Annotated in this window: 16 protein-coding genes; 8 read left to right on the top strand and 8 right to left on the bottom strand. The window is 55.5% G+C overall.

The window, feature by feature from the left end; genetic code table 11:
- Positions 1-92: 92 nt before the first annotated feature.
- Positions 93-866 (top strand): HalD/BesD family halogenase, encoded by a 774-nt coding sequence (locus ACTJKZ_RS11450; protein WP_260058518.1) that lies wholly within the window; start codon positions 93-95, stop codon positions 864-866.
- A gap of 364 nt (positions 867-1,230) precedes the next feature.
- On the opposite strand, the gene ACTJKZ_RS11445 is transcribed toward ACTJKZ_RS11450, so the two are convergent.
- The 3 genes from ACTJKZ_RS11445 to ACTJKZ_RS11435 form a co-directional block, all read right to left on the bottom strand.
- Positions 1,231-1,545, bottom strand: a complete 315-nt coding sequence (locus tag ACTJKZ_RS11445) for a type II toxin-antitoxin system RelE/ParE family toxin (RefSeq protein WP_285088676.1) — start codon at positions 1,543-1,545, stop codon at positions 1,231-1,233.
- Positions 1,545-1,805 (bottom strand): type II toxin-antitoxin system ParD family antitoxin, encoded by a 261-nt coding sequence (locus ACTJKZ_RS11440; RefSeq protein ID WP_285088677.1) that lies wholly within the window; start codon positions 1,803-1,805, stop codon positions 1,545-1,547. Before ACTJKZ_RS11440 ends, ACTJKZ_RS11445 begins: the two co-directional genes overlap by 1 nt.
- A 272-nt stretch (positions 1,806-2,077) precedes the next feature.
- The gene (locus ACTJKZ_RS11435; RefSeq protein ID WP_440829681.1) at positions 2,078-3,286 is read right to left on the bottom strand and encodes an aldose 1-epimerase family protein; all 1,209 of its coding nucleotides are present in this window, start codon (positions 3,284-3,286) and stop codon (positions 2,078-2,080) included.
- A gap of 367 nt (positions 3,287-3,653) precedes the next feature.
- Between ACTJKZ_RS11435 and ACTJKZ_RS11430 the strand changes: the two genes are divergently transcribed.
- From ACTJKZ_RS11430 to ACTJKZ_RS11415, 4 genes are all read left to right on the top strand, one after another.
- The gene (locus tag ACTJKZ_RS11430) at positions 3,654-4,211 is read left to right on the top strand and encodes a peroxiredoxin (RefSeq protein ID WP_222925844.1); all 558 of its coding nucleotides are present in this window, start codon (positions 3,654-3,656) and stop codon (positions 4,209-4,211) included.
- A gap of 24 nt (positions 4,212-4,235) precedes the next feature.
- A complete protein-coding gene (locus tag ACTJKZ_RS11425; RefSeq protein ID WP_285088678.1) occupies positions 4,236-5,477 on the top strand; it encodes a protein-disulfide reductase DsbD family protein in 1,242 nt (413 codons plus the stop codon).
- Between the two features lie 71 nt (positions 5,478-5,548).
- On the top strand, positions 5,549-6,103 hold the full coding sequence (locus ACTJKZ_RS11420) for a sigma-70 family RNA polymerase sigma factor (protein WP_161734687.1): 555 nt from the start codon (positions 5,549-5,551) through the stop codon (positions 6,101-6,103).
- Positions 6,090-6,731 carry a DUF1109 domain-containing protein gene (locus ACTJKZ_RS11415; protein WP_440829593.1) on the top strand — a complete coding sequence of 214 codons (642 nt, stop codon included), beginning with the start codon at positions 6,090-6,092 and terminating at the stop codon, positions 6,729-6,731. The genes ACTJKZ_RS11420 and ACTJKZ_RS11415 overlap by 14 nt, the downstream gene beginning before the upstream one ends.
- An 82-nt stretch (positions 6,732-6,813) precedes the next feature.
- On the opposite strand, the gene ACTJKZ_RS11410 is transcribed toward ACTJKZ_RS11415, so the two are convergent.
- Entirely contained in the window at positions 6,814-7,965 is a 1,152-nt protein-coding gene (locus tag ACTJKZ_RS11410) for an MFS transporter (protein ID WP_222925847.1), read from the bottom strand.
- 120 nt (positions 7,966-8,085) lie between these two features.
- Here ACTJKZ_RS11410 and ACTJKZ_RS11405 point away from each other — a divergent pair, with 120 nt between their 5' ends.
- Positions 8,086-8,856, top strand: a complete 771-nt coding sequence (locus tag ACTJKZ_RS11405; RefSeq protein WP_161734612.1) for a DeoR/GlpR family DNA-binding transcription regulator — start codon at positions 8,086-8,088, stop codon at positions 8,854-8,856.
- Positions 8,857-9,012: 156 nt separating this feature from the next.
- Positions 9,013-9,423: a GFA family protein gene (locus ACTJKZ_RS11400; protein ID WP_260058515.1), complete on the top strand. Its 411-nt coding sequence runs from the start codon at positions 9,013-9,015 to the stop codon at positions 9,421-9,423.
- Positions 9,424-9,439: 16 nt separating this feature from the next.
- Here ACTJKZ_RS11400 and ACTJKZ_RS11395 read toward each other — a convergent pair whose 3' ends face one another.
- Positions 9,440-9,925, bottom strand: a complete 486-nt coding sequence (locus ACTJKZ_RS11395) for a DUF1641 domain-containing protein (protein WP_253418234.1) — start codon at positions 9,923-9,925, stop codon at positions 9,440-9,442.
- Positions 9,925-12,897 carry a formate dehydrogenase subunit alpha gene (gene fdhF, locus ACTJKZ_RS11390; RefSeq protein ID WP_253418237.1) on the bottom strand — a complete coding sequence of 991 codons (2,973 nt, stop codon included), beginning with the start codon at positions 12,895-12,897 and terminating at the stop codon, positions 9,925-9,927. Before fdhF ends, ACTJKZ_RS11395 begins: the two co-directional genes overlap by 1 nt.
- 798 nt (positions 12,898-13,695) lie before the next feature.
- On the opposite strand from fdhF, the gene ACTJKZ_RS11385 reads away from it, so the two are divergent.
- A complete protein-coding gene (locus ACTJKZ_RS11385; protein ID WP_161734604.1) occupies positions 13,696-14,316 on the top strand; it encodes a response regulator transcription factor in 621 nt (206 codons plus the stop codon).
- A 28-nt stretch (positions 14,317-14,344) separates the two neighbouring features.
- On the opposite strand, the gene ACTJKZ_RS11380 is transcribed toward ACTJKZ_RS11385, so the two are convergent.
- Both ACTJKZ_RS11380 and ACTJKZ_RS11375 read right to left on the bottom strand, forming a co-directional pair.
- Complete coding sequence (locus ACTJKZ_RS11380) at positions 14,345-19,885, bottom strand: trifunctional serine/threonine-protein kinase/ATP-binding protein/sensor histidine kinase (RefSeq protein WP_440829592.1); 5,541 nt, start codon at positions 19,883-19,885, stop codon at positions 14,345-14,347.
- Positions 19,885-20,268, bottom strand: coding sequence for a response regulator transcription factor (locus ACTJKZ_RS11375; protein ID WP_161734598.1), 384 nt, complete (start codon positions 20,266-20,268; stop codon positions 19,885-19,887). Before ACTJKZ_RS11375 ends, ACTJKZ_RS11380 begins: the two co-directional genes overlap by 1 nt.
- Positions 20,269-20,302 lie beyond the last annotated feature (34 nt).

Here is a 20,302-nt window from a genome sequence, read left to right as displayed (position 1 = left end):
TCCTTATCAGGGCAGTAAGTTTTTATCGTTACGCAGCGTGGCAGGCGACAGGTAGAGTAACATCACACCTGCCCATCATGAGAGCTGTTGCTATGTCTGAATCCCTTGTTCGTCTTGATCTTCATCCGCTGACCGACCAGGGCTGGCGTCAGCGCTGTCGTGAGCAGTTAAACCACTCCGGCGCGCTGGTACTGCGTCAGTTTTTACAACCACACGCTTTAGAGGCGATGATCGAAGAGGGCAATGCCCGGCGTCATCTGGCCTATCACACCCGTAGTAAACACAATGTCTATCTGATGAAGCCGGATGAGGCGTTCAGTGCGGATCATCCGCGTAATCGGGATGTGCTCAGCACCAAAGGCTGTATCACGGATGATGTTATCGCTGCCGACTCGCCACTGCGCCAGCTTTATAACGATGACCTGTTTAAACGTTTCCTGTGCGATGTGCTGGGAGAGGAAGCGCTCTATCCCTACGCCGATCAGCTTTCGTCGATTAACCTGCACTATGCGCCTCACGGTCAGGAGCTGGGCTGGCACTTCGACAACTCCTCCTTTGCTATCACCTTACTGGTCCAGAAACCGCTGGCGGGCGGCGTGTTTCAGTATGTGAAAGATCTGCGGGATGCCGATGCCGGTGATATGAACTTTGCCGGTGTCGACGCAGTGCTGGAAGAACGGCAGACCGTTGACGCGCTGGAGATAGATGCCGGGGATCTGGTGCTGTTTCGTGGCCGTAATTCCCTGCACCGCGTGACCCCAACTGAAGGCGAGGTCACCCGTATGCTGGCCGTGCTGGCTTACAATACGCAGCCGGGTATTGAGTTGTCAGAAACCGCGCGTATGACCTTTTACGGCAGACTATGACATCATGGCGTGTCTGCAAGGGCACCCCAGCCGCGCAGAAAGATTTGCTGCGTGCGGAAAGCCACCAATGCACGCCAGTCCGCATCTTCGGGCCAGAATCCCTCGACCAGTTAGCTTTACCGGTCAGATACCCCTGGATTAGGACAGATATTGGCTGTCTGCCCCGACACAAGACAATGCGCACAATCTATCTTATGTTAAATAACATATCGCACATGTATTCAGGTAGCTTAAGTAATCTCAATTCCCCCCCCTTCGGGTTTTCACTTCAGACACAGGAGGCTGTCTCGCAACTAATCTGCAGGATTATTTATTGGATAATTACTACGGACGGCACGCTCTGACGTTTACGGGAGGACCCTGCTCAGCGAGAGCTTCCCGGCGTCTCCTGTTCAGAGAACAGCGTGATAATATCCCGCGAACCATGTAGCAGCCTCTCTATACGGACTTCGGTGTCCAGCACCCTGAACACGATGAGATACCGCCCGTAAGTACAACTTCTGACGCTCTGTCCCAGTTCCGGTCTTTCTTTGTAAATAACCGGCGACTCGGCTATCAGCAAGCATTGCTGGTATAGTTCTTCCATGAAACTCACCGCGCGCATCGGATTATCCTGTGCGATATAATCACCGATGGCCTCCATATCCTGTTCTGCCAGAGGCGAAATACCCAGTTTCATTACGCTTTACCACTTTCGGCCTGCCGCCGATATTTTTGCGACAGGCGACCAAATACCTCTTCCGCGTTTTTGCTTTCGCCGCTGTTTATACCTGCGCTGACTGCTGTTTGCAGAGCATCAAGTTTCATCTGCTGCTCCCGTTCTTCCAGTGCCCTGAGGCCCGCACGGATCACTTCACTGGTGTTGTTATATCGCCCGCTTTCTATCTGTTCGCGGATGAACGCTTCGAAATAAGGACTGAGTGCTACGCTGGTTGGCATGATTCCTCTCCCGCTGAGTTACTATCAGTTATTAACTGTTAGTATTTCAGGGTTACTCTTCTCTTTCAACTTCCGGCTTAACACCCTTCCACAGGTTTGCCGGATGTTTACCTGCGTGTAACTTTGCGTTGACCAACCCAGCGACCTTATAGCATCGCCAGTATCCTGTGCAGATCTTTGCCACTTTCTCGCATTTGTGATGTCATCCCGTGACGGAAAGCTGGCCTGTAAAGTAAAAACCCCAACAATTTAGCTGGGGTTATGATGGGTCGTTACTCTTTCGCTATTGGCGTCTCGCTCACATCAATCTTCGTTTCGCCCTGAATGCCCTTAATGCGTTTCTCAACGTCATTCACCTGCTCGCTGCTGTGCAGCAAGGTGTACGTCAGATCAAATGCCGTGCTCGCGCCCGGTTGCAGTTGCTTCACACGTTTTTGTTCACGTTCAATGGTGACCGGATAGGCGTAACTGGTACCAGGTTCGATACCGGTCACGTAGCCCTGTTTCAGGGTGTCGGTATTTTTCCATAAGGTCAGCATCGGGAGTTGACGCGTATCGAACTGAATGGATGCGCCGCTGTTGCCCGCTTTATTTATCACCGCAGCGACGGTCTGATGATTGCTGTCGGAAAGCGGCTTGATGTTGAACACCATCTCATCGAAATCTTTGGTCGGACCTTTATAGGTCTGCCACTCTTTTAGCCCGGCTTTCGCGTAGTCATTGAACGGGCTGATGCCGGACATCGGTGCCATGAAGCGTGCGCCCTCTTCCAGAATAGGCTGGCCGAAGTTGCTGTGATAGATGATCTGGTAATCGTGCGGATAGTCGGCATGGTTGGTTAACACATCATGCAGGCTGAAACTGTTGCTGCCTGGCACGTAACGCAGCTCGGTCATGGTCTGCAAATCAGCTTTTTTAAAGGTGCTCTCTTTAATCAGGCCGCGAATACGGATTTCGTGTGGTGCCGCATCTGCCACTTCAACTTCCAGCTGGGAAACCGGCGTATTCCCCGCTTTACCGTGCAGCGTATAGATTCGTCCTTCATCGGTGACCGGATGACCGGTCCATTCGTAGCCGCAGCGCACCATCATCTCGTTGAAGCCGTCCAGCCAACCCAGACCGTTGCGGCTCTCAAGATTGATGTAGGCAGGATTGACGACCTCTTTCACTGGTGAATCCCAGCCCATGCGGGTGCCAAAGCCCTCAACATGCAGTAAGTTCATGCCGCGGGTCGGACTTAACGTAATTGTCAGGCCATCCTCACTGCGGATCGTCAGAATTTTACTGCCTTCCTGCTTGCCGCCATGCAGGACTTTCTGTTCGATGCTGAACGGTTTGCCCTGAGACTTCAGCTCATTGCTGGAAATCTTCCAGTTTCCCTGCTCGGTGCCCTGTTCAGCACTCGTCAGCACCCAGGTTTTCGCCGCTGCTGAACCTGATACCAGAACCGTCAGTACTGTTAATGCCAGTTTAATCTTCATCATTCGCCTCATTTGCTGAATCGTTTTTTCATTCCATAAATGGAATTTACTGTCTGAAGCCGAACAGAAACGTGACGATGCTCACCTGCCAGAAAACCGGCGCTTTTTAGCAAAATTATTGCGGCTCAAATCACATAAATTTTACTTAATCAGGAATAACCACGATGCAATCTGTGACTCAACGACGCATGAGCTGCACTCGATTCAGCAAATGATGCAATGACCACCTGAAAATTGTGGTTAACGTCCTCTTAAATAAATCGTTAAAAAAATTTCAAAACCGCGCAACTTTTTCTCGTTTTAAACGAACCTTAAAAATGAGACGTCAGACAACCCCGTCTGCTCGTTAATGGAGAGAGTCACGCCAATGAAAAACACCCTGAAAACCCTTGCCGTCGCTACGCTGCTGGCACTGAGTGTTCCGGCAACATCCGCTTTTGCAGCGTTACAGGTCGGTGAAAAAGCCCCGGATTTTAAACTCGACGCCGCGCTGGCGGGCAAATCGACCACCTTTTCATTACAGCAGGCGCTGAAGAAAGGCCCGGTTGTGCTTTACTTCTTTCCGGCAGCGTTCAGTGCGGGTTGTACGCTTGAAGCGCATGACTTTGCTGAAGCGACCGATGAATTCAAAAAACAGGGTGCGACCGTCATTGGTGTCACCGCCGGTAATACCGATCAGATTGCTAAATTCTCGCAGCTTGAATGCCGTGACAAATTTACCGTAGCCGCCGACCCGGGAGCCAAAGTCGCCGAAGAATATAAGAGCACCATGGAGATGAAAGGTCAGAAGCTTTCAGACCGGACCTCTTACGTGATTGCGCCCGATGGCAAAATCCTGCTGAGCTTCACCGATAAAAATCCTGATACGCATATCCAGAAAGCGATGGATGCCGTTAAAAAATATCGTCAGGCCAATCCGGCATAACTTCATCATCTGAGCAGGTACACCATGCTGACTGCGATTGCAGCCGCCTTCCTGGGCGGCATTATTCTGAACCTCATGCCCTGCGTGTTTCCGGTGATCTCACTGAAAGCACTGAGCCTGATCCGCCACCACGAATCACCCTCCCACGCCCGGGCAGAAGGCCTGGCCTTTTTGCTCGGCGTCGTGGTGACGATGGTTGCCCTGACCGCCGTATTGCTGCTGGCCAGGGCGGGTGGTGCCTCGGTGGGCTGGGGATTTCAGCTGCAATCGCCGCTGGTCATTGCAGCGCTGATTCTGGTGATGCTGGGTTCAGCACTGAATTTGCTCGGTCTGTTTGAAGTCGGACTGTCGATTCAGCGGGTTGGCGAAGTGGGTGGCGATCGCGGAGGATTAGTGGGTTCAGCACTGACCGGCGCGCTGGCCATCATTGTCGCCACTCCCTGTAGCGCACCTTTCATGGCCAGCGCAGTGGGATATGCCCTGACTCAGCCTCCGCTGGTGAGTGTGGTGATCTTTATATCGCTGGCGCTGGGCTTTGCTGCGCCCTTTACCCTGATCTCATTCTTCCCGGTGCTGGCGAGAATATTGCCAAAACCGGGCGCCTGGATGATCACCTTAAAACAGGGTCTGGCGTTTCCAATGCTGGGTGCGGTGGGCTGGCTGATCTGGGTACTGGAACGTCAGGCGGGATCGGCTGCACTGGCCGCGATTCTGGCCTGCTGCTTACTGTTTAGTTTTGCTGCCTGGCTGTATGGCATGGCGCAGAAACGCCGTATGATGGGACAGCGTCATGTGGTAATGCATGTTGCCACCGCGTTCTTTCTGGCGCTGGTCGTGGTGCCGTTGTTGAATATCAACAGTTTTGCCACGGGACCAGCTGAGACGGAAACCACCTCACCGGCTGCTGCAGCGGTGGCCTGGTCGCCCCAGAATGTTGACGCAATCAAAGGCCAGGGCAAGCCCATCCTGGTGAACTTTACCGCGTCCTGGTGTATTACCTGCCAGGTCAACGATCGCACGTCGTTGTCGACGCAAGCGGTAAAAGCAGCCATGGCGCGTACCAGCACCATTTACATGGTCGCGGACTCGACTAAATACAATCCCGATGTTGAACAGGCGCTTAGCGATTTCGGACGCGGTGGATTACCCCTCTACGTGGTCTACCCGGCTGACGGTGGTAAACCCGTGGTACTCCCGCAGGTGCTGACGCCAGGCATCGTGATTTCAGCGCTGGATCAGGCAACGGAAAAAGGAAAGAAAACCTGAGACGATTGATGAAACGATGTTCTGCTCCGGTATCAGCACACGGCGACAGTGTGCTGACCTGCTGATAAATGATGTCAGACACTGATCAACGCGCACAGCACTGGCCAGCCTTAATGGCCCGGGCGCAGGCGGGCGACAAAGCAGCCTATAACCAGTTACTCAAAGCGATGGTTCCGGCCATCCGGGCACTGGTGCGCAAAAAAATGCGTGACGAGGGGCTGGTTGAGGATGTGATTCAGGAAACGCTGCTGGCAATCCATCGGGTGCGGCATACCTACGATCCGCAGCGCCCGATCTTGCCATGGGTAGCCGCTATCGCCTCTGCCCGAACGATTGATACGCTGCGCCAGCATGGTCGTCGTCAGGAGGTTCAGGATGATGAGGCGCTGCAGCAGCGGCCCGCTGAAAGTGCAGAAGCCTCAGCCGATGCCGATATTCTCTCAGGCTATCTCGATACCCTTCCGCTACGTCAGCGGGAGATCGTCGAATCCGTGCATCTGCGCGAGCAGAGCCTGGCGCAGGCAGCCGCTGAAACCCATCAGTCTCTTTCTGCCGTTAAATCCCTGTTGCATCGCGCAATGGTCAACCTTCGTAAATATGGACGGGGTCATCATGAGAAATCATGACCAGTTAATTAATCAGCTCAGCGCCTCCGCGCAGCCGGTGCAGCGCGTCTGGCCCACCGCCTGGCGCGTTGCGGGCTGGATCGCGCTTGCTCTGCCTTTTGGCGCACTGACCAGCTGGGCGTTTCACAGCAGGTTTACTGACTGGAGTCAGCCTGGCGCATGGCTGGCATTTATCGCCGTACTGCTCTCTCTTGTCATCGCGGGCAGCACGCTGGCGGCTGCGTTTACGCTGAGTATCGCCGGCAGAAAACCAGTCAGCCTGCGCTGGCCGCTGATGCTGGCAGTGATGTGGCTGGGGCTGAATCTGATCAACATGTCATCTGAAACCACGTCTGCGGGCGCAAGCCGCTTTGGTGAAGGGATACATTGCTATCTGTTTATGCTGTCGGCCAGCGCGCCGATGATGCTGATGTCCGTGATCGCCCTGAAGCGCACCCGTTCACTCTATCCCGCGCGCAGTCTGGCGCTGAGCGGCTGTGGCAGTGCGTTTACCTCATCGATGTTGCTGTCGCTGTGTCATGACACCCATCTGCACGCCATCGATTTTTCTATGCATCTGGCTGCGGGCATCACCATCGTGGCGCTGACGGTGCTGGCCGGCCGCCGCTGGGTCAGGCTGGGAAAGTAATGGCAGGCCACTTCCGTTCCTCCTGAAGATTAATCCGCGCCCCGTTCAATGAAAGTCTGTCAGGAGCGCGAACTGTGTAATTTTATGCATTCTTTCCCGCGCGGCTACGGCCAAGATCCAGGGTCAGAGAGACCGCACCGACGATCAGCATCAGCGCCATAATCAGTGAAAACGAAAAAGCGAGATGCGTGTAATGCGCCACGTAGCCAATCACGGCTGGCCCGCTCAGTACCCCCAGGTAACCCAGAGTAGTAATGGCAGGCACGGCGACCGCCTGCGGCATCACCGTCTGACGTCCGGCGGCGGTGAACATTACCGGCACGATATTGGCGCAGCCTGCGCCGACAAGGGTGTAGCCCAGCAACGCCAGCGGCCAGGAGGCGATAAAGGTCACCATCGCCATGCCAGCGGCGGCAATCAGTGCGCCACCCAGTACTACAGGCAGACGACCCAGCGACGAAATGATGCGATCGCCGGTCAGACGCGCCACGGTCATCGCAATGGCAAAGCAGGTATAGCCCAGTCCGCCCAGTGATGCCGGCATGGCCCGGACGTCGGTCAGATAGACAGCACTCCAGTCCAGCACGGTGCCTTCGGTCAGGAAGACGGCAAAGCAGATGATGCCGATAATCAGTACGCTGCCGCGCGGAACAGCAAATACCGGGCCTTCAGCGGGGTTCGCGTAGGTCAGTAAACCCGGTGCGCTGACCAGCGTCATGATAATCACCGCCGCTACCGCCAGCAAACAGCCGGTGAGCACGCTAAAACCCATCGCCAGCAGCAGCGTCATAAAGCCCGCCCCGGCAATGCCGCCCACACTGTACATGCCGTGAAAGCCAGACATCACAGGCTTCGCCGCCTGCTTCTCCACCAGGATCGCCTGGATGTTCATGGCGCAGTCGGTCACGCCGATGCCGATGCCAAAAACCAGCAACGCCAGCGCCAGCAATAGCGGGTCGCTGAGCACCGACAGCCATGGCGTACTGATGATGACCAGCGCGACAGCGACCAGAATCACCCGGCGGCAGCCAAAGCGGCTGGTCAGCCAGCCCGTCACCGGCATCGCAATCAGCGCGCCGACGCCAAGACAAAGCAGCAAGGTGCCGAGTTGCGCCTCATTAACGCCGGTATTGCCGCGGGCGAAAGGCACAATCACCGCCCAGGTCGCGGTTATAAATCCAGCGATAAAAAAGATAATGCGTGTTGCCAGTGTGGAAGAGACGTTATTAGCCATTGCATTCCTTTGAGGGATGTCGTGAAGAGCTGACAGGACTGAGAGATCGCTATTGACTCCCTGCCCGGCAGTGAACGATTATGCTCACTATAGCTCGATTTTGAATTATTTGAGGTTTATATGCTCGATTATGCAGCTTTCCCGCAGCAGCGACAAGCGCTGATTCGTGAGATATTGAAGGACAAAGGACGTGTGGTCTGCGCTGACCTTGCAAGGCAACTGGCCGTGTCAGAGCACACTATCCGCCGCGATCTCCATGAACTCAGTAAAGAGGGTTTATGTAAAAAGGTCTATGGCGGTGCGGTGTTACAGCTGCAGGAGGCGGGCAGCTTTGTCAGCCGGAAAGCTCACGATCACGCAGCAAAAGCCCTGATTGCGCAGCGCTGTGCCAGCCTGGTGAAAGCCAATAGCTGCATCTTTGTTGATGCCGGTACGACCAATCTGGCGCTGGCACAGGCGCTATCACCAGATTTGAATATCACCGTCGTCACCAATGCGCCCGATATTGCTGCGCTACTGATCAACCATCCTGCTGCGGAGGTAATTATGCTGGGCGGGCAGATACAGAAGAGCACCGGCGGCGCGGTCGGGCAAACCGCGATCAACCAGATCCAGGGGATTCTGTTTGATCAGGCGTTTATTGGCGGCTGCGCCATGAGCCCGGAGGCCGGGCTGACCGGTTTTAACTATGCGGATTGCGAATTCAAGAAAGTCGCCATGGCGCAAAGCAATCAGGTCATTGTCGGGCTGACAGCGGATAAAATCCCCGCAGTAGCGCGATTCAGCGTGGCGAAATGCCGTGAAATCTCAACGCTCGTCGTGGAAGAGAAGCTCGATAAAGAACTGCTTGAGGCGTTTGAAGCGGAAGAGATGATGCTTATTACTGTCTGATACGGCGTGATGAAATAAATCATGTCGCAGGCGAACCCGATAAATGCACACTGCCCTGGCTATACTAATGGTCGACAAATCCGCACCCGATGCTGCCAAATCCCAGGCTTTGGCGTAGGCTGAAAGCTGGTTGGTTTCACTACACAGGAGATCAGGATGCAAAATGAAATGACAGCGCAATGCCACTGTGGCGCGGTGGCGTATCGGGTGACGCTGAAGGATGGATTTCATTCGGTGCGCCGCTGCAACTGTTCGTTTTGCCGGATGCGCGGCGCGGTGGTGGTATTTGCGACAAAGGTGGAGCTGATCCGGGGTGAAGCGCAGCTCACCGAATATCGATTCAACAGCAAAGAGGTGGGCCACTACTTCTGTTCGGTTTGTGGCATTTACACCTTTCATCAGAGCCGCTCACAGCCCGATCAGTTCGGGGTGAATGTCGCCTGCCTTGAGGGGGTTTCGCCGTTTGATTTCACCGATGTCCCGGTCTCCGATGGTATCAATCATCCAAAAGATGGCGGCGCGGGCGGTGTAGCCGGTCATCTGATCTACACCCCCACGCAATCCTGAACGAACGCAGGCTGAACTACTCCCGTGTGGGCTTGCCACTGAAGCGGGTAATCGGCTTCTGCTCTTCACGGTCAATCTGCTGTGAGAAGACCTCCAGCGCGGCGAAGATCGGGCGCAGTCCACGCCACAGATCTTCATCATTGAGCAACCGGATGATGCCGCGGATGCCTGGCGCGGCTTTTTCCTGACGGGCCTCATCGCGCGCCGGTTTAACGGCCATCGCGGCATCGCGAACGGCCAACAGCAGATGATTAAAACTTTCTGGCGGCACACTGCCCAGCGTCATCATCAGTAGCGAGAGATTCTGTAGCGCGTTCTGCGTACCCGGCTGATTAAGGCCCGAAACCAGGATTTTCCCCACCTCGCTATTTGATTTAACCAGGTCGTTCGCCAGCCGCAGAAAACCGTGCTGGTGGAGATTTTCAATCAGCTCATCCATCGCTTCGCGTGCGGTTGGCTCAGTACGTGTCGGCGTGACCTGATATTTCATCCGTTCTGCCATTAAAATTTCTCCGGTTTGTCTACGTGTTCAGGCGGTTCACGGTAGCCTGCCTGCTGCCATTTTTGTTCAATCGGCAGGTGATCCAGCGGGGTCCGACTGCCGTAACGGAAGTTGTGTAACGGCAACGGATTGGGCTGCGTCCGCCGTTCGATTCGCTTCATGTTCACGGCAAGCTCTTTATAAGCCGGTGTGTTGACGTCGGGATCGTGATGTTCGCCGGTCAGCGCGTTGACGCCATCCTTACCATGATGAATTGGCATAAACATGACGTTGCCCGCCACGCGTTCGGTGATAACAACCGGCACATCCAGCGAGCCGCGCCTTGAGGTGATGCGCACCCATTCTCCTTCCGTCAGCGCGCGCGAGGCAGCCAGTTCCGGTGAGATCTCAACAAAGGCATTAGGTGACAGCGACATCATGCGGCCACCCTGACCGGTCTGGTTCATCGACTGAAAATGCTCCAGCATCCTGCCGTTATTCAGCAGGAGATTGTACTCTGCATCCTCCTGCTCGGCGGGTGGTTGCCAGCTCAGCGGATAAAGCCGGGCTTTGCCATCCGGAAAATTAAACCGTTCCGTGTAGAGACGCGGCGTGCTTTCACCTGCGGCATTGACCGGCCAGAGTTGCGACTGCCAGCCGACCAGTTGCTCATAGCTTACGCCGGCGAAAATATCTGCAATGCCCGCTGCTTCCGCCATGATCGCGCCCGGATTCGGGTAATGCCACGGGTGACCGAGGCGCGCGGCGAGTTCGGTGAAAATCTGCCAGTCGGGACGACAGTCGCCCAGGGGTTTCATGGCGGGCGAGAAGTGCTGGATGCGTCGCTCGGTGTTCACAAACGTCCCCTCTTTCTCCACGCTGGGCGCGCCGGGTAACACCACATCGGCAAACTCAGCCGTGCGCGACATGAAAATGTCCTGAACCACCATAAATTCCAGTTTGGTGAAGGCGGCATGCACAGAATCTGAGTCAGCATCCGCAAAGGCGGTCTCTTCGCCGGTGATATACATCGCGCGGATTTTACCTTCACCCGCCTCCTGCACCATTTTGAAGTTATCCGCGCCGGGCTGGTCGGAGAGTGCCTCAGGCGCGACGCCCCATGCTCGCGCCCATTTCTCCCGCACCGCCGCGTCAGTGACTTTTTCATAGCCGGGATAGAGATTGCTCAGGCAGCCGAAGTCGCTGGCGCCCTGCACATTGTTGTGTCCGCGCATCGGGTATCCGCCGGTGCCAGACCGGCCATAGTTGCCGGTGACCAGCAGCAGGTTCGACAGCGCCGTGCTGGTGTCGGCACCGTGGCTGTGCTGGGTAATCCCCATCGCCCACAATATACAGGCGCTGCTCGCCTGGCCAATCATCTCCGCCGCCTCTGTAAGTTCGGCTTCGCTCAGGCCACAGATCTTGCTGGCATAGTCGAGCGTAAAGGCATCGAGCGAGGCGCGGTACTCTTCGACCTGATTAACCCGCTGTGACAGAAACGCGTCATCGGCATAACCGTGATCGAACATATATTTCGCCATCGCTGAGGCCCAGACGAGATCGCTACCTGGCCGGATGCGCAGATAGCAGTCAGCCCGTTCCGCCATTTCGTGACGACGCGGATCGACAACCAGCAGTTTCTGACCGCGATGTTTATGGCTCTGTTTGATGTGCGAAGCGATAACCGGATGGTTCTCGGAAAGGTTACTGCCGACCAGCACAATCAGATCGGTTTCCTGCAGATCTTTTATTGTTCCGGCATCGCCACCGTAGCCCACAGTCCGAAATAACCCTTCTGTGGCCGGGTTCTGACAATAGCGTGAAGAGTTATCGACATTGTTGGTGCCGAAGATTAAACGGGCGATTTTCTGGGTGAGATAGGCTTCTTCGTTACTCGCTTTACTGGAGCCAATAAAGCCTATCGCGTCACCGCCATAGTTCTGCGCAACACCACGTAATCCATCGGCAACCCGCTGTAATGCTTCATCCCAGCTGGCAGGCCGGAAGCGGCCATTCTCGCGAATCAGCGGCGTTGTCAGGCGTTCCGCGCTGTTGACGAAATCCCAGCCAAACTTGCCTTTAACACAGGTGGAAATACCATTGGCTGGCGCTTCGGCGACCGGCTGAATTTTCAGGATGTGACGATCGCGGGTCCAGATTTCGAAGCTGCAGCCCACGCCACAATATGTGCAGACTGTTTTGGTGCGTTTGATTTCTGACTGGCGCAGCGCCACGTCAATTTTTGACACACCGGTAATTGGCTCCATGCCGATACTGTTTTCCAGCGTTTTCACAAAGTCGATAAGCGGACGCTTCAGCCCTTCATCCATCGCGGTGAACGGGCCCGCATCGGGCTGCATCGTTTTTTCCAGCAGTGCATTGCACGGGCAGACCGTAACGCAGTGCCCACAGCTGACGCAACTGGAGCCGGCGATTTCCGTGCCGCCATCCCACAACACGCGTGGGTGCGCCTGGGTATAGTCAATCGAGAGCGTCTCGTTGACCTCTACATTCTGGCACGCCTCGACACAGCGACCACATAAGATGCACTGGTCAGGGTCGTAGGTGTAAAACGGATTGGAGTGATCTTTCGCGTAAGGCTTGGGCTGATGAGGATAGTACTGAATCGGAATGTGCATATCGGCTACTGCGTTATGCAGCGTACAGTCGCCGGTGTTGTGTTCGCAGACGGTGCAGTAAAGCTCATGACGATTAAGCAGCCTATCCATACCCTCCTGCTGCGCGGCTTTCAGCACACTGCCCTCACTCCGGACCGACAAACCCTCTTCAGTACGAAGCGTACAACCGCGAACACGCTCGCCATTAGCATCGACCCAGCAGACATCACAGCTTTGTAGCGGCGTTAACGCCGGGTGATAACAGACATGAGGCAGTTTTTTCCCGTGAGCATCCAGAAAATCGATAAGCGGTTGATCAGCAAATCCTTCTAATCGTTCACCATTGAAAAGAATGGTGCAGTAATTTTCACTCATTTGAGCCTCATGACGACATGGCGGATAGCGCTGGGCTGGAAAATGTCCCCAAATTTAAAGGGTTACTTCACAAGCTTAGTGAGGATTATCAGCCGTGCCATGAATACCGCTACGCTTATTGAGGTTAATCGCTGACAGGTAAGGATTTTTTAAAATGTAATGACTTCTTACCGGATGAAATCAGGGGTTTTTTATGACAAAACCTTCGTGATAATGACAAAGGGGATCTGAATGCTGCTTAGCAATGATCACTCTGTTGCCTGACCCCTGATACATTTATCCGCCAAATGTATGTTGTAACTATAAACTGACTTTTTGTTGTGTATCGCGTGAATTGCGGCGCTGTTCAGTCTGAAGTGAGTTAACCACTGATTGTCAGTTACCGTGCCGCTTATTCCAGAGATGAATTACACACTGGCATGAACTTATTACGGCATTAAAAAAGCGAGGCAGATTTAATCCGGTGAGCAATTTTATGGACTATTTCAGCGTATGGCGATCACTATTCTGCTGGCCGCAAGTGAGCGCTCTGTTGATTGCACAAATATGGCGCTCAGCTTATAGTCCAATACCCAGCAGACCGGAATGACGGCACACAGCCCACAGAATAACGCTCACGTTTTAATCATATCTATCAGTAATTTATCTGATTCTTAACATGCTGTTAATTATAAGATGATAATGATAACTGTTATGGTAATATCCTGTTAACCCTGCCGGAGGCTCACTGTTCAGGGCCTCTTTACGCGTCATGTTTAATTTAATTATCAGTAAAACTCTGGCTGGAATGAGGTCCCTATGAATCCCATCGTATATATTGTTGACGACGACGCTGCTGTGACTTCAGCATTACGTAATCTGCTCACCGCCGACGATTACACAGTTATCACGTTTTCATCGGCAGATGATTTTCTGGCTCATGCATTCACTCCCCTTCCCTGTTGCCTGATTCTGGATATTAATCTTCCCGGCGCAGATGGATTCGATGTCGCACAGGCTTTGCTCGATCGCGGTTACACGATCCCCACCATCTTTTTAACCGGTTTCGGGACCATTCCGGTCACAGTGCGGGCGATGAAAACCGGCGCTTATGAGTTTCTGACTAAACCGGTTGATCCCGATCATATGTTGCAGGCAGTAGCGGAAGCGTTGCGCATCGCTGAACAGAATATGGCCGCCTCTGAGGAGCGGCGAGAAATATTCCAGCGGCACCAGACCCTGACGCCGCGTGAAAGCGAGGTGATGCTGCTGGCGATTAGTGGCCTGCTCAATAAGCAGATTGCTGCCGAAATGGGCGTCAGTGAAATTACGGCTAAAGTCCACAAGCGGCGAGTGATGGAGAAGATGCATGCGCGCTCGCTGACCGATCTGGTGCGTGCGGCTGAGCGGCTCAATATTGATCATACCCGCCGTCGCTAAAGCCACGATGTAAAGCTGGCCCGCACGCTTATTCCAGTGGCAGTGTAAACCAGAAACGGCTGCCGCCTTCTGGCCGGTTCTCTGCGCCTAACTCTCCGCAGTGCTTTTTGATGATCCCTTTACTGATGGTTAATCCCATGCCCATGCCGCTTTTCTTGGTGGTGTAGAACGACTCAAAGATCCGGTCACGCACGCCATCAGGCAATCCGCAACCGCTATCCAGCACCTCAAATCGCAGCGTTTCAGCCGTGGGATTCTCTGAGGTGAGGCGCAGCAGGGCCGCGCGCGGTAAATCATCGGACATGGCATCGATAGCATTAATGACCAGATTGAGCAGCACCTGCTGAATCTGAACGCGGTCGCAGAAAATATCTGCCCTGGCCGCCTTGAGTTTCAGTTCCAGTGAAATGCCCCGCCGTTCCAGCTCGATCCGGGAGAGCGCCAGAATATCACGGGCAATCAGATGCAGGTTTTCTGGCGCAAAGCTCGGTTCATGATTGCGGGTCAGCGCCTGCAGACCGCGAATAATCTCTCCGGCACGTTTACCCTCTTTAATGATCTCGTTCAGACTGCTGCTGGCATTTTCCAGCATCAAGGGTTCACGCTTTAACCAGCGCAGGCTGGCACCCGCGTTAGCCACGATTGACATCAGAGGCTGGTTAATCTCATGGGCGATGGAAGCAGTAAGCTGCCCGACCGTGGTGGCGCGGCTAACCCGAGCCAGGTCCGCCTGCGCCATACGCGCGCTATCTTCTGCCTGACGCTGTAAAGTGATATCCGAAATGGTGCCGAAATACTCTTTCACCTCCGGGAAATTGTCCACCGGTTCTCCGATGCCTTTAATATAGCGGCATTCCCCGTCCGGCCTGAGTATACGGAACTCAGCCTGCATACTGCGCCCCTGGCTGACGCTAAGCGTGACCAGTTCACTGATGCACGCATGATCATCGGGATGAACGCGGGTGAGAAAGTCAGCCATCGACAGCCCTTTTTGTTCAGCTGGCAGGCCAAGAATGCGACCATATTCTTCAGAGACCATCATCATGTCCTCTGTCAATTCCCAGCGCCAGGTGCCGGTATGGCTGATCTTCTCGCCGAGCATCAGCGAGGTTTTACTGGCTCGCAACTGCTTCTCAACCCGCCGCCGATGAGTGTTCTCCTCCAGCAGCTCTGCGTAGAGCCGTGCGTTTTCCAGCGAAACGGCCGCCTGCGCACTCAGGGTTTTTACTATATGGGAGTGCTCAGCAGTAAACGCGTCGGGCATCAGGCGGTTCTCCAGATAGAGCACCCCGACCATGTTGGCCTGCCTGAACATCGGGACACACAACACCGCTGCGCCTGAAGCCACCAGATAGGGATCCTGGCTGAAGGGACTGAACGCCTCCGGTTTGCCGGTGCGTATCTCCTGGCCTGTTCGGATCACCGCTGACAGCACGGATAAAGGCAGGTCGGACGCGAGAGGTCGTTCTTTAACAATCTGCACACGCACCCCCTCTGCCATGCTCTCTGCCCAGGCCTGCGTCTCCGGCAGATTGCCATCCAGAATCCGGATGAGCCGACAGCGCTGAGCACCGGCCCGCTCCAGCAGCATGCGCATCAGGGTATGTATCAACCGATCAAGGTTGATCTCCTCCGTCAGGGCGCGCACGGCGGTCAGCACGCTCTCCATGTCATAGAATGCGGCATCCTGGGTAAACGGAATTGTCGCCAGTGCGCTGTTTTGCAGCGGCGCGGACAGATGCGGATAGCGCTGCTCCAGCTGGCGCACCATTGCCTGCGCGCCCCAGTTTTCCCAGCTTGCCATTGCCGCTTTAATCCAGGCATCTGCGGCGGTGTCCAGCTGTAAGGCTTTGCAGCAGCGACCCGCCAGCTGATTCGCCAGCGCATGGATGTGCAGATAGCCCGCCTGTCTGGAGAGACGAATGGCCTGTTCATACTGCTTCAGAGCGTCGCCCGTGTTGCCCGCCAGACGCGCGCACTCTGCCCTGAGCAGAGCATATTTGTCTGCAAACAGACCAGGATTGAGGTCAGCCCAGTCAGCAAACTTGTCGAGATGGCCACGCAGCACATTGCTGTCAGCCGCTTCAGGCTGGTGACTCAGTGATAATGCGCTGTAGAAATGAAAATCCATCAGATAGATATAAGCGGGCACTGCGCTAATCAGCGGACGAATATCCTCAAAACAGCGCAGCGCCTCCCGGTATTCAGCCGCAAAGAAATGCGCCATTCCCCGATAGAGACCGTCCCAGAACCGCACCATCGCTTTAGGGCCGGATATCGGCCCCGGCTCACTGCCCGCTACCAGCGGCAAAGAGGCGACGCGATCCTCTGCCCTGAATCCATTGCTATTACGCAGTTGCATCACCAGTTGCTTCTGCATAACGAGCACGTTCTCGACGTCGGGATAATACGATTTGCGGGTAAACGCCAGTCCACGCTCAATGGAGGTCAGCACCGACTCAAGGTGGTCGCCGCGTGTCAGCGTGTTCATGATCTGATGACGCAGCGAGAGGCAGGCAAAAGAGCGGTCGCCATGCATTACCGCCACGCGAAAGCTTTCGCGGGCACACTCCACGGCGACATCCAGCGGCTGTGTCCAGATCCCTACCTGATCCAGTGGCAGCAGCGTGCGTGCTTTGTAGCGGATAAAGTTATGCTCTTCCACCAGCGCACGCGCCACCCGGCCACAGTCATAGCTAAACTGCCAGGCCTGATAGCGGTCGCCAGTCAGCACGCTGAACCAGGCAAGGCCAAACGCAGAAGCCCCTGTCATGCCCTGGTCCAGCGTCATCTTCAGCATCCGGCAGACCAGCATCAGATGCAGCTGCGGGCAGTCGTAGGCGGAAACAAAAATTGTGCTGGCCATCAGGTTCAGCACCGACTCCGTTTCGTCATTGTTGTTCAGCGGCAGCCGTGAAAAAGCGGTCTGCGGGGAGTCGCCAATCCGCGTTCTGAGCGACAGCCATTCGGCGTCGATCTCCGCGTCATTCGGATTACGGTTGAAATGCTCACCAAAAACCGCCAGCCAGGCGAGTGCGGTTTCCAGTGCCAGATGATTGTCAGACTGGCGCATATGAATTTCAGCAGAGAGACAGGCAGCCCTGGATTTTTCACTGAGCGTTCCCGGCTCACGCAGCAGTCGGGTGCAGAGCGATTGTGCGTTGCTGAGATTACCGTGCAGAAACTCGCACTCCGCCTCATCAAGACCCAGCATAAAGTCATTGCCGGTCACCATCCGCTGGCTAAGTCGCTGGGCGGTGCGCAGATAGCGCAGCGCCGAGAGATAGTCCCCCGCACGTTTCGCTCCCTGTGCAGCGCGCAGACAGAGCGGATAATACCGCTCACGCTCTGCGACACTCAGCGGCAGTTCAGCAATCATGCCAATGTGATAAACCGCGCGGAACAGTGTTTCACCGTTATCCGCCGTCACCACCGCGTCTGACAGCCATGCCGCCGCCTGCTGGTGAAGATGCTGTTGCTGCCGACGGTCGGGCAGCGAAAATGCCGCGTTGTGAACCCGATCGTGGGTAAAGGCGTAGTTACCGCCCGTTAGGGTGATAAATCGACCACTGACTGCCGGTTCAAGCTGCTGCTGAAGCCGTTTAACAGGGGTTCCGCTGATATGACTTATCAGGGAGAGTTCGCCGCTGGCGCCCAGGCAGGCCAGATCGCCCAGCAGCTGCCGCGTTATCTCCGGCATCCGTACCAGCTGATTCAGCACCAGCGTTGCCACATTGTCGGTGTACTGACGCGTACTCAGTGTCTGGCTGTCGTAATGCCATTTCAGCGGGTTCTGACGAAAGTAAATGACCCCATCGTCCACCGCCTGACGAAAGAACTCCTGCACAGAGAGTGGATTGCCGCCGGTTTTGTCGAAAATAATCTGTGCCAGTTCGCGATGGCCGCCGGGACAGGTATGCAGCCTCCCCGCCAGCCAGCGACCGATACTTTTCACGCTGAGCGGCTGTGGCGTCAGCGCCACGGCCCGCGCCGCGGATTCTCTGATCCGCAGTAGAAAACCGGCAATCATCGGACAGGGCATTGATTCACCCTCCCGGAAAGCGAGCACCAGCATAAAAGGCAGATGTTCACTACGAATAATCAGCGTTTCCAGCAGTTGCAGCGTGGCATTATCTGCCCAGTGAACATCATCAATCAGCATCACCAGCGGGCGACCCGGCGTGGCAAAAGCCTCAATCAGCGCACACGCCATCTGGTTAAACTGCTCGCGGGCGTCCGGAGCATGGCGCACCACGGGCGACAGTGTCCGGATATTCAGCAGCTGTTTTAATTCGGGTACCAGTTCAATGGCTAAATCGGTATACCCGCCCAGTAACCGTAACAGTCGCCCCCGCCATTTGCTGACTTCCGGGGCGGACAAACCCAGCAGATAGAGCGTGACCGTGCGAAAGGCGGAGGCGATTGAGGCATAGGGGGCGACTGGCGAATGCTGATCGGCCTTGCTGGCGGCCAGCAGAATCTGTCGGTGCTGCAGGTTTTTCAGTGCGGAGGCGATAATGGCAGACTTCCCGGAGCCGGGCGCACCGCTCAGCATCACCAGGCTCTGCGTGCCGCTGCGGTTGACCGCCTCAAGCGTGGTCAGTAACAGGCGCGCCTGCGGATGCTGCGTGAACAGCGTTTCGGGCCGGAAACTGCTGCTGAACCGCTCCTGCAAACCGGGCGTAAACGGCGCAATGGTGTTTTCCGCTGAGAGGGTTGCCTGACAACGGCGCAGATCGGCCATCAGTCCCTGCACGGTCTGATACCCCTCTGCGGGCGACTTTGCCAGCAGGCGCAACAGAATCACCGAGAGCATCGGCGGCACATCCTCTCTGACCTGTTCGGCGGGACGGGGGGCGGTAGCAATGTGATGATGAATCCACTCTGCTTCACCCGCTTCTGCTGATCCAAACGGCAGTCTGCCGGTCAGGTACTCATACAGCACCACACCCAGGCTGTAGAGATCGCTGAGGCTGCTGACGGGATGCGGTGTGCGACCGGTATGCTCAGGAGACATATAGGCCAGCGTACCGCCTGAGGCGCGCAGGCTGGTTTTGTCCGCCGACTGCGCTGCCAGCGAGGCCAGTCCAAATCCGCCCAGGCGGAAGCGCCCATCGTCAGTGACAAAAAAGTGACCCGGCTTGATATCCCCATGCACGATACCCTGATGATGCGCCTGACCGAGCGTGTGGCAGAGCTGCAATGCCACCTGCAGGAAGTCGGCGATGTTTTCAGGTGGAGTGGCGAGATTGTGAGCCAGAGTACGAAACGGAAAGCAAGGATAAATCAGGGCATACCGATTGTGATAACGGGTGGTGCCGGTGGCGGTGATTGCCCAGCGCGGTGAAAGATAGCCCGCCAGCGCACGCTCATTTTTAAGTCGCTGCGTCGCCTGAAAGGTGACCTCGTCACTTTGACCCGTAGCGATAATCAGGGATTCACCAGAGTGGCAGCGCGCCAGTATCCAGAGCAGGCAGCCATCCTGCGCCAGCGGTGTCAGCGTGTTGAAGTGGTCAATCGCGATCCCTGCGTCGTCACCTTCCTGGACATTAACTGAAAGCATGCTCATCAGCGGGCTTCTCCCCTGGATAACTCGCAACGGATCAGTGTCAGCAGCGTATCAACATCAATGGGCTTTCGCAAAAACGTGACCGCCCCCAGGGCGATGGCATACCACAGTGTTGTTTCTTCCAGATCTGCTGAGATAAAGATGACCGGGGGCAGCTCTGTCTGCTGTTTCAGGAGGACAAATAGCTCAAAACCGGACATGCCCTTGAGTCCGACATCAATAATCAGCAAGCCCGCCTCTGAAAGGGCATTGTCATCGCTCAGGAGCGCCTCACCGGACTCATATAAGCGCGTCGGGTAGCCGTCTGAGTGCAACAGATTGCTCAGTCCACTGCGGACCGCGCGTTCATCATCAACAATGATAATACGCTGTGACAGCGCCATGCAGTTATTCTCCGGAACGCCTCACTGTGCGGTA

The organism is Pantoea sp. 22096 (assembly GCF_052045955.1).
In the GTDB taxonomy this organism is placed as follows: Bacteria; Pseudomonadota; Gammaproteobacteria; order Enterobacterales; family Enterobacteriaceae; genus Pantoea; species Pantoea alfalfae.
Note: the sequence above shows the minus strand (reverse complement) of the source record. Positions and strands in the feature narration are given on the sequence as shown.

Coding starts and splice junctions, on each gene's coding strand:
- ACTJKZ_RS11450 (WP_260058518.1), top strand. CDS start 93: ATGTCTGAATCCCTTGTTCGTCTTGATCTTCATCCGCTGACCGACCAG.
- ACTJKZ_RS11380 (WP_440829592.1), bottom strand. CDS start 19,885: ATGAGCATGCTTTCAGTTAATGTCCAGGAAGGTGACGACGCAGGGATC.
- ACTJKZ_RS11375 (WP_161734598.1), bottom strand. CDS start 20,268: ATGGCGCTGTCACAGCGTATTATCATTGTTGATGATGAACGCGCGGTC.
- ACTJKZ_RS11430 (WP_222925844.1), top strand. CDS start 3,654: ATGAAAAACACCCTGAAAACCCTTGCCGTCGCTACGCTGCTGGCACTG.
- ACTJKZ_RS11400 (WP_260058515.1), top strand. CDS start 9,013: ATGCAAAATGAAATGACAGCGCAATGCCACTGTGGCGCGGTGGCGTAT.
- ACTJKZ_RS11410 (WP_222925847.1), bottom strand. CDS start 7,965: ATGGCTAATAACGTCTCTTCCACACTGGCAACACGCATTATCTTTTTT.
- ACTJKZ_RS11405 (WP_161734612.1), top strand. CDS start 8,086: ATGCTCGATTATGCAGCTTTCCCGCAGCAGCGACAAGCGCTGATTCGT.
- fdhF (WP_253418237.1), bottom strand. CDS start 12,897: ATGAGTGAAAATTACTGCACCATTCTTTTCAATGGTGAACGATTAGAA.
- ACTJKZ_RS11440 (WP_285088677.1), bottom strand. CDS start 1,805: ATGCCAACCAGCGTAGCACTCAGTCCTTATTTCGAAGCGTTCATCCGC.
- ACTJKZ_RS11385 (WP_161734604.1), top strand. CDS start 13,696: ATGAATCCCATCGTATATATTGTTGACGACGACGCTGCTGTGACTTCA.
- ACTJKZ_RS11420 (WP_161734687.1), top strand. CDS start 5,549: ATGTCAGACACTGATCAACGCGCACAGCACTGGCCAGCCTTAATGGCC.
- ACTJKZ_RS11425 (WP_285088678.1), top strand. CDS start 4,236: ATGCTGACTGCGATTGCAGCCGCCTTCCTGGGCGGCATTATTCTGAAC.
- ACTJKZ_RS11445 (WP_285088676.1), bottom strand. CDS start 1,545: ATGAAACTGGGTATTTCGCCTCTGGCAGAACAGGATATGGAGGCCATC.
- ACTJKZ_RS11415 (WP_440829593.1), top strand. CDS start 6,090: ATGAGAAATCATGACCAGTTAATTAATCAGCTCAGCGCCTCCGCGCAG.
- ACTJKZ_RS11395 (WP_253418234.1), bottom strand. CDS start 9,925: ATGGCAGAACGGATGAAATATCAGGTCACGCCGACACGTACTGAGCCA.
- ACTJKZ_RS11435 (WP_440829681.1), bottom strand. CDS start 3,286: ATGAAGATTAAACTGGCATTAACAGTACTGACGGTTCTGGTATCAGGT.